Origin of the sequence: Sphingobacterium sp. SG20118 (assembly GCF_044740685.1) — a bacterium.
In the GTDB taxonomy this organism is placed as follows: domain Bacteria; phylum Bacteroidota; class Bacteroidia; order Sphingobacteriales; family Sphingobacteriaceae; genus Sphingobacterium.
In genome coordinates, this window is record NZ_CP172826.1 from 2,606,039 (window position 1) to 2,625,559 (window position 19,521).

The following is a 19,521-nucleotide window of genomic DNA, read 5'->3' on the forward strand; positions in this document are numbered from 1 at the left end:
ATACGAAAATGAAGAAAATTTTAAAAATGATGGGCTTTGCTGGCATCTTAACCGCAATGACCTCCTCCTGTAACACCATGGACCCCATCTTGACAAAAGAGTTTACAGATGCCACCTTCTGGGAGTCTACGGCCAATGCAGAGCTCATGGTCAACATGGCTTATAATCAAATGTATTCTGCCGATAAAATGTGGAACGATGAAGCCCTGAGCGACAATATCTACGAAGGCCGTTCAGCTACCGACCAAAGACTCATTCGCAATGGCCTTGCCAATCCAACAACGCCACGCTTTGCCTCCGAATGGTCGGATGCCTACGGAGGTTTAAAAACCTGCCATGTGTTTCTAGCCAATATGGACCGGGTACCAGATGGTAGCGAAGAGTGGAAAAAAAGAAAATCTGCAGAAATCCGCTTTATCAGGGCCTATATTTACTTTCGCCTGGTCAACTTCTTTGGTGATGTACCTTTCTTTACATCGGACATCACCCTATCAGAATCGGAAAATATCAATCGGACACCCAAGGCTACCATCCTTGCCTTCATCCATGACGAACTCTCCGAAATCAGCGCTATGCTTCCCAGCCGCAATGATTTGGCGCAAGCCGACCGTGGAAGAATCACCAAAGGTGCTGCCATGGCATTCCAAGCCAGGGCCTATCTCTATGAAAGCAATTGGCAGAAAACTGCTGACTATTGCGACAGCCTCATGCAAAAACAAGAAACTTATGGTAATTACGCCTTATTCAATAGCTACGAAGGGCTATTCGAACCTGTCAATGAATATAATGTAGAAGTAATCTTGGATTATGCCTATGTTCCTGGTAAAAAGCAGTGGAGCAAGCTTTATGACGCTGCCCCATTATCTGCTGGGGCTCGTGTCAACGCTTATGCGCCACTTCAAAGCTTAGCTAACAACTACCTAACAACTAAGGGACTATCGATATCTAGCGACCCTTCTTATTCTGAGAATAACCCCTATGTGAATCGAGACCCACGCATGGCGGCCACAATCGTATTCCACGGTGGACATTGGACAGATTTCGACGGCACCACCCGTACGATATATACGAAACCCGGAACAGGCAGTAACGACACGGAAAAGGCAGATGAATATATTAGTGCAAGTGCTAACTCATCTCCTACCGGCTACTATGTCAAGAAATACTACGACCCTTCGGTCACCCAAGATTACAATTCTGGACTCAACATCATCATGTTCAGATATGCAGATGTCCTGTTGATGTATGCCGAGGCGCAGCAACAGTTAGGGAAAATGGATGCTAATGTTTGGGATCGAACCATACGCCCTATCCGCGAAAGAGCCAAATTTAAGGAAGCGACAGCACTCAATTATCCAACAGGTATGAACTCCGCAGACTTCACCACTTTGATTCGCAATGAGCGTCGTAGCGAATTGGCACTGGAAGGTTTACGCTACTATGATATCGTCCGCTGGAAAGCTGCAAAAACGTACCTGGACGGCACCGTATCCGGTGCAAAATTTGCCAATGGCAACAATGACTATATCCGTCTGGATAATCGACGATTTGATGAAAACAGAGATTACCTCTGGTCAGTTTCCAAGTGCCCAAATGGACCTAAACAAAAATTTGTTACCCAATAATCCGGGTTACGCGAACTAAATTATAAGCGAAAAAATCATGAAAAGAATAGCAATTTTTATTTGGCTTGCCGCAATAATATTCTCCATGGGAGCCTGCAAGACCGAAAACATAAATTATACTGATGTACAAGTTACAGCAGTAGACAACTTATTTGAACCCGTCGACAACAAGGCCGTTAAACTCGTGAGCTCTGCTTCTGCATCGCTCTTTTTTGAGTGGGAGACCGCATTGACCGAAGACGGAGGTGCCCCACAATATGAGATTGCCTTTGATGTGGTGGGTGGTGATTTTTCAAAACCACTTTACAAACTGACTTCAAACAATAAGGGCTACGCAAACAATGCCTATATCACGCACAAAGTACTAAATGCCGTTGCAGCACTAGCGGGTATAAATCCAGGCGAAAGTGGCGATGTACAATGGACTATTGTAACCTCCCGAGGCATAAATCGTGTCATTTCACCAGCAATACGCAAACTGAACATATCAAGTCTAGAGGGATTTGCAGATATTCCAGACGAACTATATGCTACTGGAGAAGCCACCGAGGGTGGAAATGATGTTGCCTCGGCACTCGCGTTCAAACAAACGGCTTCTGGTGAATTTGAAATCTACACAAAACTGGAAGCAGGTAAAGAATATGTATTCTTAGACCGTAAAGATGCCAATGCACGTCGTTTCTTTACAGACAACCAAGTCAAATTGAAGGAAGCAACCGAAGATTTCAGTATGCAAGTCACGCAAACTGGTATATACCGCATACAATTAGACTTCAATGTTGCCACCGTAAGTTTTACCGAAATCAAATCAATTGGGATTTGGTTTTCTCCAGACAACAAAATACTCTTTAACCTCCCTTATCAAGGTAAAGGAATATGGTCCGGTACCGGTATCGTAGCATTCAAACAAGAAGGTTGGGGTAAAGATGAACGTTATAAATTCCAATTGGAAACAGTAGCAAATGGTAAAGCTGTTACCGAACAGTTTGGAGCAAAAAATCCAACAGATAGTCGTCCAAATGCATCTAGCGATCCAGCTTACTATTACCTCAAATTGCTTAAATCCGTTAACCAATGGGATGACAAGTGGAAATTTGCAGATGCTGTTGATGGTAAATCCACAACTATCAGTGTGATCCTTCAGGGAGATAAAGAATATACACATCAAATCACTGTAAATTAGCACCAACATGATGAAATTACAGCATTTAGGACTGATACTATTCAGCTGGCTTACCTTAGCTAGCTGTAATAAAATCGAAGATGAATATCAGTACAAAGACGAACTCGATGTCTCCTGGGAACAAATGGCACAGCAGACAACAGAACAATTGATTGCACAGTTTTGGAATCAGGAAGGCTATTTCAATTACGGAAGTGAGGGTTCTGATCTCGGCTTCCAATACTGGCCCAACGCACATGCGATGGACGTCGTAATCGATGGCTACCTCCGTACCAATGATCCAAAATATAGTGCTTATTTCGATAAATGGTTTGAAGGCGTCAAGAAAAAAAATGGAAACACCTATAAGAATGTCTTCTACGATGATATGGAATGGAATGCCCTGACCATGCTCCGTTTATTTGAAATCACAAAAGAACAAAAGTACATGGATGCCGTATCGCTCTTATGGAACGATATATTACCCGCATGGAATACAGAATATGCCGGAGGAGGTCTCGCATGGCGCAAGGATATGCTCCATTCCAAAAATGCCTGTTCCAATGGTCCGGCAAGTATACTCGCAGCCCGACTGTACAAATTAACAAAAGAAGAGCAATATTTGGAATGGGCCATTCGCATCTACGATTGGCAGAAAGAAACACTATTTGACAGAGCCACGGGTGCAGTATACGACAACATCAACGGTGAAACAGATGTCGTAAACAAAACAGCATTGACCTATAATCAAGGTACATTTTTGGGTACGGCGGTAGAACTTTTCGATATCACGCAAGACCCCCTTTATATGAACGATGCGCAAAAGATAGCGAATTACACCATTACCAAATGTATCGATGCAAGTAACAATGTGCTCAGAAATGAAGGTGATGGAGACGGCGCACTCTTTAAAGGAATATTTGTTCGATACTTTGTTGAATTTCTCCTAAGAGATGGAGTACAAGAAGCATTTCGTTCAAAATTTGAAAACTTCCTACGAAACAATGCCAAAGTTGCATGGACACAAGGGCAAGATGCCGGTATCGTCCTATTCAGCCCTTCTTGGACACAAAAACCGTTAGGACAAACACAACTCACAAGTCAATCAAGCGCAGCTATGTTATTTGAGGGTTTGGTATACTTTGAAAAAACACATAAAAACAACTAATATGATCAAGCAAATCGTTGGAGCGGGGATCGCGGTCTTAATCACGACAGGTCTATATGCCCAAAAAATTACTGAAAACCCAGAATATGTAAGGGCTACAAAAAGTCTTTCCATAATCGAAAAACTTTATGGAGTTCCAGATGGACAGCACCTTTATCGCGAAGTCTACCCTTTTGACAACACCTACAATGCCAATTATCTTGGCGGTGGAGAGAATGAGAAAAAATCTAACCCTTACTCCTATCTTTGGCCTTTTTCAGGGAGTTTATCAGCATACACGGCCCTACTTGAACAATCCAATGATCCACAAATTAAGGAACATATCGACAAAGTTGTCCTTCCAGGACTAGAAAATTATTACGATAAACGCCAGCCAGCAGCATACGCATCTTATGTAAATAGTGCCCCAAAATCAGACCGTTTTTATGATGACAATGTATGGTTAGGTATAGATTTTGCCGACCTATATCTACATACCAAAGATCCAATTTATCTAGAGAAATCTAAAGAAATATGGACTTTCGTCGCCAGTGGTATGGATGACAAATTAGGGGGAGGTATCTATTGGTGCGAACAACGAAAAGAATCTAAAAACACCTGTTCCAATGCGCCTGCGGTAGTCTACTTGCTTAAGCTTTACCAAGCAACGAGCGAAAAACAGTACCTCACACAAGCAATTGATCTGTACAACTGGACGATGAAAAATCTAGAAGATCCTGCAGATCATTTGTATTGGGATAATATCAACTTAAAAGGAGGAGTCGAGAAAACCAAATACCCTTACAATACAGGCCAAATGATTCAAGCAGGTGCACTACTCTATAAACTTACGAAGGAAGAACATTACCTGAAAGATGCGCAAGCATCAGCGAAATCAGCATTAGGTTATTTCTTCTATGCTGTGGATAACGGGGCAGATAAAACAAGTGTTTATCCTGTACTGAAAAAAAGCGACAATTGGTTTATAGCTGTCATGATGAGAGGCTTCGTTGAGCTATATCACCAAGACCAAGACAAGCAATTTGTCAACGCCTTTCAATCCAACCTGAATCATGCCTGGAAATCAATGCGCGATAAAAATGGACTATTCGGAACAGATTGGACAGCAAACGCAAAATCAACGGATCAAAAATGGCTCTTAAATCAGTTCGCGATTGCAGAAATGTATGCCCGCTTATCCAAATTATAAGTGATAGCAAAATCAACAATTTTTTGAACCTAAATAGGTCAAACAAAAGCTCAATCGAAAGGTTGAGCTTTTTTGTTTCAATCCCGCTTAAAAAAATAAGGATAAAGCAACATAGAATTTCATAATGAATACTATTTAAGGATTATAATACATTTTGATCTAAATAGAAACGACAGCATAGACCGATAAAATGATTTAAACAACTGATATTAAACACCTAAAGATTTCAAATGATCATTATATTATTTTACCTTTATGAGGCGGCCTATAATGGCGGTAACCTAATATACGATTATGGATAATTTTGATTGGACATCATTTACAAAGCGAATTGCTATTAAATCTTCCCTATCTGAAATTTATGGCGCTTGGACTATTGCCACTAACTTGGAGAAATGGTTCTTGGAAAGCGTGATTTTTCATAGTACAGAAGGCAATCTCCTCGAGCCTACAACTCCGGTAGAAGGCGGTGTTAGATACGATTGGTATTGGTATCTAGATTCCGCCCCCATGCATGGAGAAATCCTGAATGCAAATGGAAAAGATTTTCTCCAATTTACCTTTGAGGGTTCAACGATAGTCGATGTTAGGTTGAGCACACACGACGAATATGTTATCGTAGAAACTACAGCACCACGATATCCCTCAAGACAATTATTCCAAGCAGTACATCCGATTGGGCTGTTCAAATGGTTGGGCTTTTTATCTGCACAATTTAAAGTCCATTTATGAGGGCGGGATTGATCTTCGAAATAAAGACCCAAAACTTGGTGTCATGATCAACAATTAAGTACACATGTTGGGTTCGATGTATAATAGAGCACTATGGCACCGGTTCATAGGTCAGCTCCACCACCCCAGATTTGAACACCCTCGTCTTGGTCAATCGCAAACCTATTCGATTCTTTAATCCTTCAAACAAAGGCTTACCACTACCCAAAACTATCGGATGAACCGATAGTTTATAGACATCAATGAGACCTGCACTAATGAATGTCTTTATGAGACTAGCTCCACCGTACAACCAAATGTCTTGCCCATCCTGTTTTTTTATTTCATTCACCCTATTGACTATATCCTGCTGAATGAAAGTCGCATGTTCATCTTGCCTATATTGACTGGAAAAAATGAACTTATCTTTCGCATGAATGGTCTGCCACATCGTCTTTTCAGCAAGAGAAGCATCCAGATCAGGTTGATAGGTACCCCAAGCATCATAACTCACCCTTCCATAGAATATGGTATCAACGCTAGCGAGAAAAGAATCAAAATCCATATCATCGTCCATGATACACCAGTCGACTTCAGCATTAGGTCCTTCAATAAATCCATCTAAGGTAACCGCCAAGTTTAAAATTACTTTTTTCATACGCCCAATTCAAAATAATATACAACCAAATCCATCCTATCTTTTCCCGTCACCATCTATAGCTAAACATAGAAACTACATATGGATTCGATCATTTGTTAATAGCGAAATAAAAATACAAAAATATTTCAACTGAATTTGACCTGCTATTCCAATTTTATGCTACAGCCTCCATCGTCATTACCTCTACTAGCATTGCTATAGCTTTTTTTAAAGCTATTCGGAATCGACAATTGTCATCATTTACAAAATAATTTGTCTGGTAAAATAGGAATCATTATTATTGCATAATCAGTTATGTAATCAACTATTCAATAAAACGCAAATCATATTTATATGTCAGTACATACAGAAAATAAAAAAAAGGTCACTACACTTCAGCTTAAAAAGATGAAGCAATCCGGAGAAAAGATAAGCATGTTAACGGCCTATGATTTTACCACAGCGCAGATCATTGATGCTGCAGGGATAGACGTCGTACTGGTTGGCGATTCTGCATCTAATACCATGATGGGCAATCCGACCACATTAGGCATTACGATCGACCACATGATCCACTATGGGAGATCCGTGGTAAACGCAACAAAACGAGCATTGGTCATTGTCGATATGCCATTTGGCACCGTATCCGGCAATCCCATGAAATCTTTAGATGCAGCTATCCGTATGATGCAGGAAACCGGAGCCGACGCCATCAAGATTGAAGGTGGATTAGAAATCAAAGATGATGTCAAAAAAATAATCGATGCAGGTATTCCGGTCATGGCCCATCTCGGATTGATGCCTCAATCCATCAATAAATACGGCACATATGCCATTAGAGGAAAAGATGAGGTAGAGGCACAGAAATTAATGGATGACTGCCTTTTAATGGAAGAATTGGGAGCATTTGGAATCTTATTAGAAAAAATACCCGCCAAACTTGCAACAGCGATATCTGAAAAAATTACCATCCCCACCATTGGTATCGGTGCAGGATCAGGTACAGATGGGCAAGTATTGGTGATCCAGGATGCTTTGGGCATGAACAAAGAATTCTCTCCCAAATTTTTAAGACGATATGCAGACCTCAACGCTATCATGACCGAAGCAACGCAGCATTACATCGCCGATGTAAAGGCCAAAAACTTCCCCAACGAAAATGAAAGTTATTAAATTCAGAACAGCAATCTAAAATCAAGATATGGACTTCTTCAATAAGACGGGTAAAATGGCATTGGGCAGCCGATTGCGATTACTAACAGCAAAAGTAACCGAAGACGCAGCTAAAATCTATGAACTGTATGATGTGAACTTTTCACCTAAATGGTTTCCCGTATTCTTTACGCTTTCAGAAGATGGCGAAATGACGATCAGCGAAATCGCAACCGAAATAGGACATTCCCAACCCTCCGTTACCAAAATCATAAAAGAAATGGCAACTGCAGGATTGGTAAAAGACAATCTACAATCCAACGACAAGCGTAGAAATGTAGTAGGCCTTACCGAAAAAGGCATCGAAGTTGCCGACAAGATAATCAAAGTACAATGTGGCGATATTGGTTTGGCCATTGATAGTATCATTTCCGAAGCCACGCACAACCTGTGGGAAGCAATCGAAGAATGGGAATTTTTGTTAGAGCGGAAGTCATTGTTAAAAAGAGTCCATGAACAAAAAAAGCTTCGTGAAAGTTTAGATGTCGAGATTGTGGACTATAACCCCAAATATCAAGCTGCCTTTAGATCTCTCAATGAAGAGTGGATATCGACTTATTTTGAAATGGAAGCAGCAGATTATAAAGCTTTAGACGATCCTGAAGCTTATATACTCAGCAAAGGCGGAAAGATATTTGTTGCCCTATACAATGGTGAGCCCCTTGGTGTTTGTGCACTGATTAAAATGGAGGATCCTGTTTACGATTTCGAGATGGCAAAGATGGCAGTTTCCCCAAAAGCACAAGGCAAAAATATGGGTTGGTTATTAGGGAAAGCCATTATCCTTGCCGCCAAAGACATGGGCGCATCTAAACTCTACCTAGAAAGCAATACCATACTAAAACCAGCGATCAACCTTTATCACAAACTAGGTTTCCAGAAAATAATAGGACGCCCCACTCCTTACAAACGTTGCAACATCCAGATGGAATTAGATCTACAAAATAGCTAAAAAACAAAGCTGCTGTTCTTAAATAAGAACAGCAGCATATCTTTGACTCACCAGACCTTTACTACACAGATAATGATGGGGTTATAAAATGATAGAAAAACATAAGTTAGACAGGCCTTTATTCATCTATTTATTTAAATATTCCAATGCACGATTGAGCACTTCATCAATACCATCTTTAACTCCTTTTAAAGTCGGATTTACGGTATGATCGATTCTGATTCCCACACGTTGGGTTTCACTAAAGTCTGGATAATAAACGCCTAAACCTGTAATAACAGTTCTCAGATTACCAGGCAGATCAATGAAGCTCGCATTACCGTCGGCACCAGCTGTTTGAGATCCAAAGATCTTTACGTTGGCGGCAGTCTGATACCCCATCACATGATACTCGGCCGAACTTTGTGTATCTTCATTCACCAAAACAGCAATTTTACCCTGGTAATAATCAGACGTATCCTCCCCCACTTTGAGAGGAGAACTCATCACGAACGTACCCGGATATTTAAAGCTAGTACTGCTAAAACGTACGAATTCCGTTGGTTTTGGCAATATCAATGCACCTATTTTAAATACCAAAAAATCTCCCGGATAATTTCTATCATCAATTACGATCCCTTTTACCTTGCTCCAGTCCGCCATATTTTCATCAATCATCTTACTCCTGAGCAGACTGTGTTTGATATACAAAATATTATTGTCCAACATTTTATAAGCAATGGTATCGGTCTGTTTTGGTCTAAACTTTTCCATGGGTACAGCGCTAATCGTTAACTGCATCGGTTGGCCATCCCGCAGCAACTGCAATGGCACAACAGCGCTATTGCTGGCTACCAATCGCCCCGCCAACTCACGATTTGAGACGGCTACATTAGGAGTAGCGATGTAAGCCCAAACCGAATCTCGGATCTCCTCCACTTTTTTATCTTCTTTACTCACGATAACATCCCCAACCTTAAGCATATTATCCACATGATTTGTATCGAATACTTTTGTAACAACGGCTTTTCCTTCGACCATGCGAATTTCTACCGGAATACGGAACATCCCATAATAACTTTGTAGCCCTTTTGGTCTACTCCACAATCCTGTATGTGCATCTTTTACATTTGATAACAATTTTAAGATAGACAGTCCGTAAGTTTTATCATCACGGCTCAAGATCATCTCAGGAACAGATTTCTTCAATACCTCACTCCAATTGGGTTCGGTCAGATCTTTATATGGAGAAAAATATTCGACCATATTCCAGAAACGGAATAACGTTAATAAACGGAAACCCGCATCAGCAGATCTGATGTTCTCGTATTTTTTCTCATGCTGAAAAAGTACATTTCCAATCCCATCAGCAAAACCAAAATAATGATGCTTTTCAAAACTACTATAGCGAATACGTTTCAACTTAGCCTTAAGTTCCTCTTTAAAAGGAAGCTTATCTATCCAAGAATAGTCCACTTCATGTACCAAGTTCTCCACGATTGGTTTGGGATAATCCTCGGTAGTCCCCAGACTGTCGAGAAGAGCGTCATAATGTGCTTCCACAGCCTTGTTATCCTTAGCCATGATAACAGTATTGATGGACTTAAACAGTTGATTATCCCAATCCAGTTTCCCTAATCCCACTGTTGGGTGCCTATATTTCAAAAAGCCCCAGATACGGGCCAAATCCACAAGACGTTGATCAATTTCTGGACTGTTATTAAAATCTGTAATACCAGAAGCGATTGGATCAATAACCTTTTTGGCAAACGGAACAAACATGCTCGTTTCCTTTGTGATATCTTTCCCATCAACTGTAACCGTAACATCATCTATCCATATTTTTCCTTCCCCAGATAAAAAAAATGCTAATGCAATTCCCTCCGTTATATCAGGGTTTAACTTCGCCGACACAGTAAAGTTTTCCCAATCTTTCGTACCCCTAATTTGGCGACTTGCCATATTATCGAAATAGACTTTGGGATCTATTCTAAGCATAGCACTTACAGAAGAACTATCCGTTACATTTTCTCGTTTGATCATGGCAGATACTCGAATAGAATCACCCTTTAAATTAGCGGGCAGCATCATCATCACACCACCGAAACCATTGCTTTTCTTTAAGCTCTCCACGCGGAGCGAGCCTTTTCCAGCATAATAAATATCTTGATCAATACTGTTTCTGAAAACAGTACTGTCGCCAAGTCTAAACCAAGGTTTAGCGATAGGTTCCTCGAAAGAAAAATTAAAGTGCTGTTGGCTCCATGCAATATGAGCAATTGCAGTACATAAGATGCCGAAGATAATTTTTAAAACATTTTGTTTCATAATTTAAAGTTTGTATTAAAAATAATAAAACTCCTTCTATTTTGCAATAAAATTATCGCATACTCATCTTTTTTAATGAAATTCATAAAAACCCAGTCTTACAGTCCCACTACTTTTATCTTAAAAAAATGTATAAAGAAACGAAACACGTCTTTTCTAAGAAGATTTCCATGCCCCCAACTGGGCTCGAACCAGTGACCAAAAGATGAGATACCTTTATTTCCCAAAAATAAGCTATCAATCCAACTACACCACTACTGTAGCTGCAATTTCCTCCTTGTTTTTATTCTCGCGCCAATTCAAGATATTCCGCCCTTGTTTCTTATATATCGGAAAGAAGAACAAAACAATAAACATACAGATCCCAATAATACAAATCCATCCATACAATTCTTTTATCGCACTCAAATTTGCCTGCATGCTCAATTCTTTGTAAGCCAATAAGGGATCGACGTTGGCCGTATGTGCACCTTGAAATCTATGCTGAAACAAAGGGTCTGATTGATCAGTCCAAGCAGCTAGCTTATCCAGCAGCTGCACCTGACGGTAATATAACAGCGTACTGTATATTCCGCCAAACATGACAGGACCGAAAAAACTTCTAGTAAAAATCAATATCACGGTAGACGATACAAATTTTTCAGCTGGAACATCTGCTGCAATATAAAGCCCAATCGTCATATAAGAAACCAATATTGCTACCCCACGTAAGAACATTGGAAAAAAGAATCGATACGCCTCTGTTTGTTTATCCACGATTACGTATAGCATATACGTAGAAACAGTATAGCATAGTACAGTCAATAAGAGCAATACCTTAAAATTATTGTATCTTCTAAAATATAGAAAAGCAATTAGGGCACCTGTTATATATCCTAAAATCGGGTAAGCATTGATCGATGCATTTTCTATTGCATTATTACTATAAGCGATATTCATCATCAGATTGATCGGAGTCGTCAATGAGAAAAAAAAGCAGGAAAGAAACATCAAGATTATCCCTACCCGTACATTTCTAATCCGAAATACCGAAAAGTCAATGAGTTTCTGCTTTAATAGCTTATTTCGAATTAAAAATAGAAACAGACAGACCACTGTTGATATACTCGCAAATCTGATTTTAGAAGAATCCCACCAGTCCTCATAACGTCCATGGGCCATTATAAAAGCAATTGACAACATGCATCCAGCTAAAAGAAAAATACTGAACCAGTCAAATTTCCACATTGGTAACCTTCTAGTATGCATTTTACCTGAAACCAAAATAAATGAAATCAATAACGTTAAAAAGAGGAAAATGTTTGAAAAGTGAAAAGAATAGCGCCAGCCTAATTCATCTGACAACCACACCTGAAACATACCCGCCAATGGACTCACAAGAAGGCTCACCGGATAGTATACTGCATACATTTGGTATCGCTCGCCACGTGGCATCAATATTGGAATGATATTGATGATCATTAAAATAGAGCCCATCATCCTAACAGCCCCAATACAGAAAGAGCATAAGACGATATCCACGGTATTATCTGCCAGACTCAATATGAAGTTAAAAGATAGCAGTGCGCAGCATATTGATATCAATAATTCTTTAGATGAAAAATAATCTTTCAGTTTTGTAATTAATGGAAAAGACACTGCCATCCCAGCCAAATAAGCATAACTGCTCAGAGACGCATCAGCAGGATTAGCCGCCAAACTGGAAACCATATAAGTCGATATCGAGGAGGATACCCCAGAAGTCGCTCCTAGGCATATACTCATCAAAATCAATAGCAATAAATCCAATTTTGGATTAACCCATTTTCGAAATAGCCTGTTATCCATTTATTATTTAATTTATGATATTACTATTTTTTAGTTACTTCGACATTCATACCAGCTGTTATTTTATCCAGACCCTCTTTATTATTATTCGCATCTGTAAAAACAATCCTAACCGGTATACGCTGTTGCACTTTCACAAAATTGCCCGTAGAGTTATCAACCGGCACTGCAGAGTAGCGGCTACCTGTCGCCCCAGATAACGATTCCACTTTTCCTTCAAATACTTTACCTTTTAAAGCGTCGACTTTTATAGACATCAGATCACCCACTTTAATCTTCTCGATTTGCGATTCCGTAAAATTAGCTGTTACCCACCTTTGGCTCCCCTGTACTATAGTGCCCAGCGTCTGTCCTGTTTGCAGCAACTGACCAATTGATATTTTACGTCTGCCCATTATACCATCAAATGGTGCTGTGATATAACAATAAGAAATATTCAACTTTGCCATATCAAGAGATGCTTTCGCACGCATGATATCAGCATCAGAAACATTCAATTTCTCCGAAATAGCCCGTGTGTTGAGTGTCGTCGATTGACGTTGACGAACCAACGATTCATATCGCGCTTGAATGGCTTCATACTCTGTTTTCACTTCATCAAATTGATATTGCGGTATCACATCAGCTTTCAGTAAATTTTCATACCGTTGCAAGTTTGTATACTGATTGTCCAGACGTGCTTTTGCTTCAGCAATATTTGCATCAGAGATCGACGTACTATTGACCGACAATCCGATATCTGCGTCCACTACCGTTTTCCCTGCCTCTGCATTTTTCAACGTAGCCAATGCTTGCGCAGCTTGTATCTGATACTCCTGATCATCAATCACGATGAGCGTATCTCCTTTTTTCACCTGTTGATGTTCATCAAATCTGATTTCTTTTATATACCCTACAATTCGCGTATTTACAGGACTGATATAAGCTTCCACTTGTGCATCTTCCGTATACGAATTATCATTCAGATGAAAATAATACACAAGTCCCCAAACGAGTAATGCGACAACAATGATGACGGAAATCGAATTAAAGAAAATCCTTAAAAGTTTACTATACTTTAGCTTTATTTGCTGTTCTTTTTTTGACATTTGACTCATATTTTACACGACTATAATTAATTTTTTGTTTGTCCCCAATTTCCAGTAGCCTTCATCAGGTTGTACCAACGATAGATAATATTTACTCTCGAATTACTCAAGTTGAGTTGCGAAGAAAGAAGTGATGTACTCGCATCGAGCATATCCGTTATAGCAACAAATTTGTTCAGGTATTTCTGTTCCACCACGCGATAGTTATCCTGAGCCAATTGGAAACTTTCCTGTTCAGAATTGTATTTCACCTGTGCTTCCTGCATTTTGACTAAGGCAGCATGACGATCCATCTCAGCCTGCTGTTCTGCCCAACCTTGTTGTTTCTGGGCATATTCGATTTCCAGATGTGCTTTCTCAATATTCTTTTTACTATGGTATAGCCCACTGATATTATACTTCAATTTTGCACCTGTTTGGAAAAGGTTCATATACACATCCATTGGAGGAACAGAATACAGATATGGACGCGCTAAGCCATTCTCTGCATATAATGACAGTTGAGGCAACCGCGCTGCCTTGGCTATTTTCAAATCCTTTTCCGCCATTTTCACTCGTTTTCCAGCAGCTTCAACCTCAGGAAGATCTTGCTGTTCAAAAGCAATTCCAGAGTCTTCAAAAGCCTTTTCATATAAGGTGGTATCCACATTGATAACTGTATTTTCCGCCAGACCGATTACGATTCCCAAATCGTGATTAGTAATGTTAATATCATTTTCAATCTCCGTTAATTTGAGCTTCAATTCTGTTATCTGAAGACTGCTTCTAATATGTTCATTGTGGGTTAGCATACCCTGTTTAATCAGTTGTTGTATATTGGACAATCTATGTTCAGCAAGTTCAATATTTTGGTTGTATATTGTTTTTTGATTATATAAAGTGAACAATTGCAAATACTTACCAAGCAGCAATAACTGTATCCTTTCTTTATCATTTTGATAATCCAGAATGGCTATCTCGTCTACTAATTCTGATTTTTCAATACCATTTTTAATTCGACCGCCACTATAGACCGTAATGTCACCCTCCATTGTAAAACTAGTCGATATATGAGGCATTTTCATAGTCGATTCGTAATTGAAATGCTTGTCCCAAATATTAGCATTACTGATATAACCGGCACTTAAACCAGCTCCTATCTCGGGCAACCAAGCCTCCTGTTTTTCAATTTCTGTCCTTTTTTCGTTAATACTGATTTTTTGTCTTGATGCCGCTAATTGCACACTGTTGCGTTCCGCCAATGCAAAAAGTGAATCTACAGGTAAAAAAAGACGCCTTTCCTGTGCTTTAACACCCTCTAATCCTAAAAATAAAGTGATGATTAAATAATAAAATATATGTGATTGTTTCATTGTTGTATGGTGTACTGTTTGATATCAAACAGTTGTAGTAAATTTTTTTAACTCCGCATAATAGCATTAAGAGTTTTTGTAAGCGCCTTTATATCTTCAATATCCAATGCTATTTTCTCGATATCATAGGTTTGATAAACATCTGGATATAAGTCTGCTACAAACTGCTTCGCTTTTTCCGTTAAAGAAATGATATTTGTTCTCCTATTTTCAGGGTTAATTCGCCTTACGAGCATATCGCGTTTCAACAGATTGTCAATGAGTGAAGTCAAGCTAGATTTATTTTTACCTAAACCATCTGCTATTTCTTGTTGATTGGCTTCTCCGCTTTCAGTAGAGATACTGAGAAAATATAAAACTTGAGTCATTTCCAATGTAATATCAGCATGGCCATGCTCGATCAGCTGTTTTTGCACACGCTGCCGAAGGTTCTGTCTTAGCTTTAGAACTGCATTAAAATAATGGTGCATAACCTGTGCATATTCGATATCCATGGTGCAAAGTTAAATTAAAACAGTTTGACATCAAACTTTTATAGATTATTTTTTATACCAAATTTCAATAAAAGGACACAATAATTATACAATTAATTCATTAGCCATTACATATAGCTGCAAAAAATAATAAAATTAACTCTCGGTAACAATTCCTTCTCTCAAATAAAGAAGCTTACTATTCGCTGCACTCCTACTCCACTGCCTGTACCAAACAGTTTCCCTAATTCCATAATTGGATGCCTATATTTCAAAAACTCCCAGATACGGGCCAAATCCACAAGTCGTTGATCAGTAAAATTTTCCCAATCTTTCGTACCTCTAATTTGGCGGCTTGCCATATTTTCGAAATAGACTTTGGGATCTATTCTAAGCATGGCACTTACATAGGAGCTATCCGTTACATTTTCTCGTTTGATTACGGCAGACACTCGAATGGAATCGCCCTTTAAATTAGCAGGCATCATCTTCCTCACACCTCCGGCCGGAACCATTACTTTTCTTTAAGCTCTCCACAAGAAGCGACCCTTTTCCTGCATAATAAATATCTTCATCAATACTATTCCTGATCGAAAACCTTTTTGCAATCTGGGATGTTATAAAACTGCACTCATTTTTAACAATAAAACTCCAAGATATGATACTCCAATATCTCAGCATCGAATTTGAAAGCGAAGTAAAGAACACCCGGAAACTACTTAACGCTGTACCCGGAAAAGATCTTGCTTACAAACCGTCAGAATTTTCATGGACCATGGGTGAATTGGCCCAGCACATCGCTACCATTTATTATTGGTATGTAGGTGCACTCACGCAAGATGTATACGACCTAGCCACAGACCATATGGAACGCGGCGACCCCAATGACATTCAGGCGACCATTGATCTTTTTGAAAAAAACGTAGAAAAGGCCCGAATCGCCATAGAATCCCTTAATGAGAAAAAACTATTGGATGACTGGACCATGAAAATTGGCGAACGCATCGTAATTGGGCCCCTGCAAAGAGGGATCGTCTCCCGAAGTTTTTTATTTAATCACCTGTATCACCATCGCGGCGAACTGATCGTTTATTTACGCGCAACTGGAAATAAAGTCCCTGGCCTGTACGGCCCAACCTACGAAGAAAGTAACAAGAAGTAACGCTACGCCATCGCAGTATTTTAAAAAATACTATTTTTTTTAAAAATTAGTTGCGTAGTTAAATAGCTACGCTTATATTTGTAGTCAAATGACTTCACAATAATAAACACACGATGAAATCATCGATTTTTAAAGAACTCGCATTGTTCCAGACGATAAAGAGCCCTCGCTATACGCTAGCGTTCATGCCCGTATCATCACCATTTTGGAAACAAACCGTTACGATGACATGCACAAACTTACACACCTATGAAAAAGAGAAATAAAATAACATACTGGTTCTTTACCCTTTGGTTAAGTCTTGGTATGGTATCCACAGGGATCATACAGATTATCCATCCCCTTCATTTTCTGACCATCATTGGCATCTGGAAATTATTAGGAGTGCCTGCTGTCCTTCTTCCCAAGTTCCCCTTGGTAAAAGAATGGGCGTATGCAGGTTTTTTCTTCTTAATGACCGGAGCTATTCTTTCACACCTTGCAATAGATGATAAATCCAGCACCTATTTTGGTCCCGCGCTGCTACTTGTATTGACAATCGTATCCTGGTATTACAGACCAGCTGACCGTAAAATCTCGAATTATAAACGATGAAGATAGCATTGAACACAGGAGTAGATCAATATTTGATGGACGGCTGTATGCGTTGCAAATATGGCGGTACACCACAGTGTAAAGTCAATGACTGGAGAAATGAGTTGGAATTGCTCCGTCAGATCGTTCTGGAATCAGGCTTGAAAGAAGAGATAAAATGGGGTGCCCCCGTATATACCCACCATGGAAAAAACATTGTTGCCGTTGCTGCATTAAAACACTCGGCCAATATAAGTTTTTTCAAAGGTGTCCTATTGCTTGATAGCCACAAAATCCTAACACAACAGGGCAATCTACAATCCGATAGAATCATCAAATTCACCAATACAAAAGAAATCGAACGTTTAAGAAATGTGTTGATATCCTATCTGAAGGAGGCTATAAGCATAGAAGAAAATGGACAGAAAGTAGCGTTCAAGAAAAATCCAGAACCCATACCCGACGAATTATTGCAGGCTTTCGAACAGGACGCCAACTTAGAAGCGGCCTTTTACAGATTGACACCTGGACGACAGAGAGGCTATATCATTCATTTTTCGCAACCTAAACAATCACAAACAAGAGTGGGTAGAATTGAAAAAAATCGGCAACAGATTTTAAACGGAGTAGGGTTAAACGACAGATACACAACGATAACAAAACCATAAAATGAATTTAAGACGGGACGTATTTCAGGCCATTGCCGACCCTACAAGAAGGGCCATCCTCTTGTTACTTGCTTCACAGGCGATGACAGCTGGCGCCATTGCGGCCAACTTTAATACCGCACGCCCCACAGTTTCTAAACACCTGCAGATCTTGACCGAATGTGAACTCCTGAAATCCGAACAAAATGGAAGGGAAATCACGTACCACCTCAATCCAAATAAAATGAAAGAAATTGCCGATTTTATCGAGCCTTTCACTAAAATGTGGGACGACAAGTTCAATAGCCTGGAGGCGGTAATGAAAAACTATAAAAGCCAATAAAATGGAACGGAAAACAAAAGTCGCTGCAGAAGACAGCAAACAGGAAATTATCATCACCAGGGAATTTGACCTACCCGTAACCTTACTCTTCAAAGCTTACGAAGAACCCGAACTTTTCGAACAGTGGATGGGAACGAAGGTCTTGAAAATGGAAAATAAAAAACACGGCTCTTATGCCTTCGAGACCTCGCATAATGGACAGGTGGTCTTCCGTGCCAATGGCACAATGCACGAGTTCGTACCCAACCAAAAGATCACACGGACATTCGAAATGGAAGACAGCCCATTCCCAGTGCAACTTGAATATTTAACTTTTGAGGCTCTAACGGCCGAAACCAGTAAGCTCACGATGCATATCATTTTCAAATCTGTTGCGTTCCGCAATCAATTATTGCAGATGCCCTTCGCTCAAGGGCTCAATATGGCACACAACAGAATACAAGATATCGTTGAACATCTAAAATAAGACCACCATGAACACAGCAGCAGCAGAATTTTTTCAAAAAGCTAAAAAATGGAACGAAGAATTCCTTTTATTACGTGATATCATCAGAGAAAATCCATCATTGGTAGAAGATTACAAATGGATGCATCCCTGCTATACCTATGAAGGGAAAAACGTCGTCCTTATCCATGGTTTTAAAGATTATTGTGCCCTCCTATTTCATAAAGGCGCATTACTAAAAGATAGCGAACATATCTTGATTCAGCAGACCGATAATGTCCAATCCGCAAGACAAATCAGGTTTACCCATATCGAAGAGATTCTGGCCCTAAAAACGACCATACAGGAATATATCAAAGAAGCCATCGAAATTGAAAAATCAGGAAAGAAGATTGAACTCAAAAAAGTAAGTGACTATCCCCTTCCCGAAGAATTTCAACAAGCCCTGGAACAAGACCAAGAGCTCCATACAGCATTCTATGCCTTAACTCCTGGTCGACAAAAAGGATATCTATTCTATTTCAATCAAGCCAAACAGTCCAAAACAAGACAGAACCGTATCGAAAAATACTACCAACAGATATTGGAAGGAATAGGGATTGATGAAAAAAGCTAACCTGCATCAGGTTAGCTTTTTTTGTTCCT

At 39.6% G+C, this 19,521-nt stretch carries 21 protein-coding genes; 14 read left to right on the forward strand and 7 right to left on the reverse strand.

Translation table 11 applies throughout. The features are described 5' to 3' along the window. The first annotated feature begins 8 nt into the window (after nucleotides 1–8). From ACFX5U_RS12150 to ACFX5U_RS12170, 5 genes are all read left to right on the forward strand, one after another. A complete protein-coding gene (locus ACFX5U_RS12150; RefSeq protein WP_400260835.1) occupies nucleotides 9–1,625 on the forward strand; it encodes a RagB/SusD family nutrient uptake outer membrane protein in 1,617 nt (538 codons plus the stop codon). A 37-nt stretch (nucleotides 1,626–1,662) separates the two neighbouring features. Then, on the forward strand, nucleotides 1,663–2,808 hold the full coding sequence (locus ACFX5U_RS12155) for a SusE domain-containing protein (RefSeq protein WP_280567185.1): 1,146 nt from the start codon (nucleotides 1,663–1,665) through the stop codon (nucleotides 2,806–2,808). 7 nt (nucleotides 2,809–2,815) lie between these two features. Then, nucleotides 2,816–3,955, forward strand: a complete 1,140-nt coding sequence (locus ACFX5U_RS12160; protein WP_400260836.1) for a glycoside hydrolase family 76 protein — start codon at nucleotides 2,816–2,818, stop codon at nucleotides 3,953–3,955. Nucleotide 3,956: 1 nt separating this feature from the next. Then, a complete protein-coding gene (locus ACFX5U_RS12165; protein WP_400260837.1) occupies nucleotides 3,957–5,144 on the forward strand; it encodes a glycoside hydrolase family 76 protein in 1,188 nt (395 codons plus the stop codon). A 294-nt stretch (nucleotides 5,145–5,438) separates the two neighbouring features. Continuing rightward, nucleotides 5,439–5,876 (forward strand): hypothetical protein, encoded by a 438-nt coding sequence (locus ACFX5U_RS12170; protein WP_400260838.1) that lies wholly within the window; start codon nucleotides 5,439–5,441, stop codon nucleotides 5,874–5,876. 91 nt (nucleotides 5,877–5,967) lie between these two features. Here ACFX5U_RS12170 and ACFX5U_RS12175 read toward each other — a convergent pair whose 3' ends face one another. After that, nucleotides 5,968–6,513, reverse strand: a complete 546-nt coding sequence (locus ACFX5U_RS12175; protein WP_280567173.1) for a dihydrofolate reductase family protein — start codon at nucleotides 6,511–6,513, stop codon at nucleotides 5,968–5,970. 336 nt (nucleotides 6,514–6,849) lie between these two features. On the opposite strand from ACFX5U_RS12175, the gene panB reads away from it, so the two are divergent. After that, nucleotides 6,850–7,668, forward strand: a complete 819-nt coding sequence (gene panB / locus ACFX5U_RS12180) for a 3-methyl-2-oxobutanoate hydroxymethyltransferase (protein WP_400260839.1) — start codon at nucleotides 6,850–6,852, stop codon at nucleotides 7,666–7,668. Nucleotides 7,669–7,696: 28 nt separating this feature from the next. Further along, nucleotides 7,697–8,659 carry a GNAT family N-acetyltransferase gene (locus tag ACFX5U_RS12185; RefSeq protein ID WP_400260840.1) on the forward strand — a complete coding sequence of 321 codons (963 nt, stop codon included), beginning with the start codon at nucleotides 7,697–7,699 and terminating at the stop codon, nucleotides 8,657–8,659. Between the two features lie 126 nt (nucleotides 8,660–8,785). Here the strand turns inward: ACFX5U_RS12185 and ACFX5U_RS12190 are convergent, their stop codons facing one another. From ACFX5U_RS12190 to ACFX5U_RS12215, 6 genes are all read right to left on the reverse strand, one after another. Continuing rightward, nucleotides 8,786–10,966: a S41 family peptidase gene (locus tag ACFX5U_RS12190; RefSeq protein ID WP_400260841.1), complete on the reverse strand. Its 2,181-nt coding sequence runs from the start codon at nucleotides 10,964–10,966 to the stop codon at nucleotides 8,786–8,788. A gap of 246 nt (nucleotides 10,967–11,212) precedes the next feature. Continuing rightward, the gene (locus ACFX5U_RS12195) at nucleotides 11,213–12,793 is read right to left on the reverse strand and encodes an MFS transporter (RefSeq protein ID WP_400260842.1); all 1,581 of its coding nucleotides are present in this window, start codon (nucleotides 12,791–12,793) and stop codon (nucleotides 11,213–11,215) included. A gap of 23 nt (nucleotides 12,794–12,816) precedes the next feature. Further along, entirely contained in the window at nucleotides 12,817–13,881 is a 1,065-nt protein-coding gene (locus ACFX5U_RS12200; RefSeq protein ID WP_400260843.1) for an HlyD family secretion protein, read from the reverse strand. 26 nt (nucleotides 13,882–13,907) lie between these two features. After that, nucleotides 13,908–15,233, reverse strand: coding sequence for a TolC family protein (locus ACFX5U_RS12205; RefSeq protein ID WP_400260844.1), 1,326 nt, complete (start codon nucleotides 15,231–15,233; stop codon nucleotides 13,908–13,910). A 47-nt stretch (nucleotides 15,234–15,280) separates the two neighbouring features. Beyond that, entirely contained in the window at nucleotides 15,281–15,727 is a 447-nt protein-coding gene (locus tag ACFX5U_RS12210) for a MarR family winged helix-turn-helix transcriptional regulator (RefSeq protein WP_051959907.1), read from the reverse strand. A gap of 161 nt (nucleotides 15,728–15,888) precedes the next feature. After that, complete coding sequence (locus tag ACFX5U_RS12215; protein ID WP_400260845.1) at nucleotides 15,889–16,221, reverse strand: hypothetical protein; 333 nt, start codon at nucleotides 16,219–16,221, stop codon at nucleotides 15,889–15,891. Between the two features lie 143 nt (nucleotides 16,222–16,364). Between ACFX5U_RS12215 and ACFX5U_RS12220 the strand changes: the two genes are divergently transcribed. From ACFX5U_RS12220 to ACFX5U_RS12250, 7 genes are all read left to right on the forward strand, one after another. After that, nucleotides 16,365–16,868, forward strand: a complete 504-nt coding sequence (locus ACFX5U_RS12220; protein ID WP_400260846.1) for a DinB family protein — start codon at nucleotides 16,365–16,367, stop codon at nucleotides 16,866–16,868. A gap of 113 nt (nucleotides 16,869–16,981) precedes the next feature. After that, on the forward strand, nucleotides 16,982–17,134 hold the full coding sequence (locus tag ACFX5U_RS12225; protein WP_400260847.1) for a hypothetical protein: 153 nt from the start codon (nucleotides 16,982–16,984) through the stop codon (nucleotides 17,132–17,134). Then, complete coding sequence (locus ACFX5U_RS12230) at nucleotides 17,118–17,462, forward strand: DoxX family protein (RefSeq protein ID WP_400260848.1); 345 nt, start codon at nucleotides 17,118–17,120, stop codon at nucleotides 17,460–17,462. Before ACFX5U_RS12225 ends, ACFX5U_RS12230 begins: the two co-directional genes overlap by 17 nt. Next, nucleotides 17,459–18,109 (forward strand): YdeI family protein, encoded by a 651-nt coding sequence (locus tag ACFX5U_RS12235; RefSeq protein ID WP_400260849.1) that lies wholly within the window; start codon nucleotides 17,459–17,461, stop codon nucleotides 18,107–18,109. The genes ACFX5U_RS12230 and ACFX5U_RS12235 overlap by 4 nt, the downstream gene beginning before the upstream one ends. 1 nt (nucleotide 18,110) lies before the next feature. Beyond that, nucleotides 18,111–18,431 (forward strand): helix-turn-helix transcriptional regulator, encoded by a 321-nt coding sequence (locus tag ACFX5U_RS12240; protein ID WP_038698799.1) that lies wholly within the window; start codon nucleotides 18,111–18,113, stop codon nucleotides 18,429–18,431. Between the two features lies 1 nt (nucleotide 18,432). Beyond that, a complete protein-coding gene (locus ACFX5U_RS12245; protein WP_400260850.1) occupies nucleotides 18,433–18,897 on the forward strand; it encodes an SRPBCC domain-containing protein in 465 nt (154 codons plus the stop codon). Between the two features lie 7 nt (nucleotides 18,898–18,904). Then, on the forward strand, nucleotides 18,905–19,492 hold the full coding sequence (locus ACFX5U_RS12250; RefSeq protein ID WP_400260851.1) for a YdeI family protein: 588 nt from the start codon (nucleotides 18,905–18,907) through the stop codon (nucleotides 19,490–19,492). Nucleotides 19,493–19,521 lie beyond the last annotated feature (29 nt).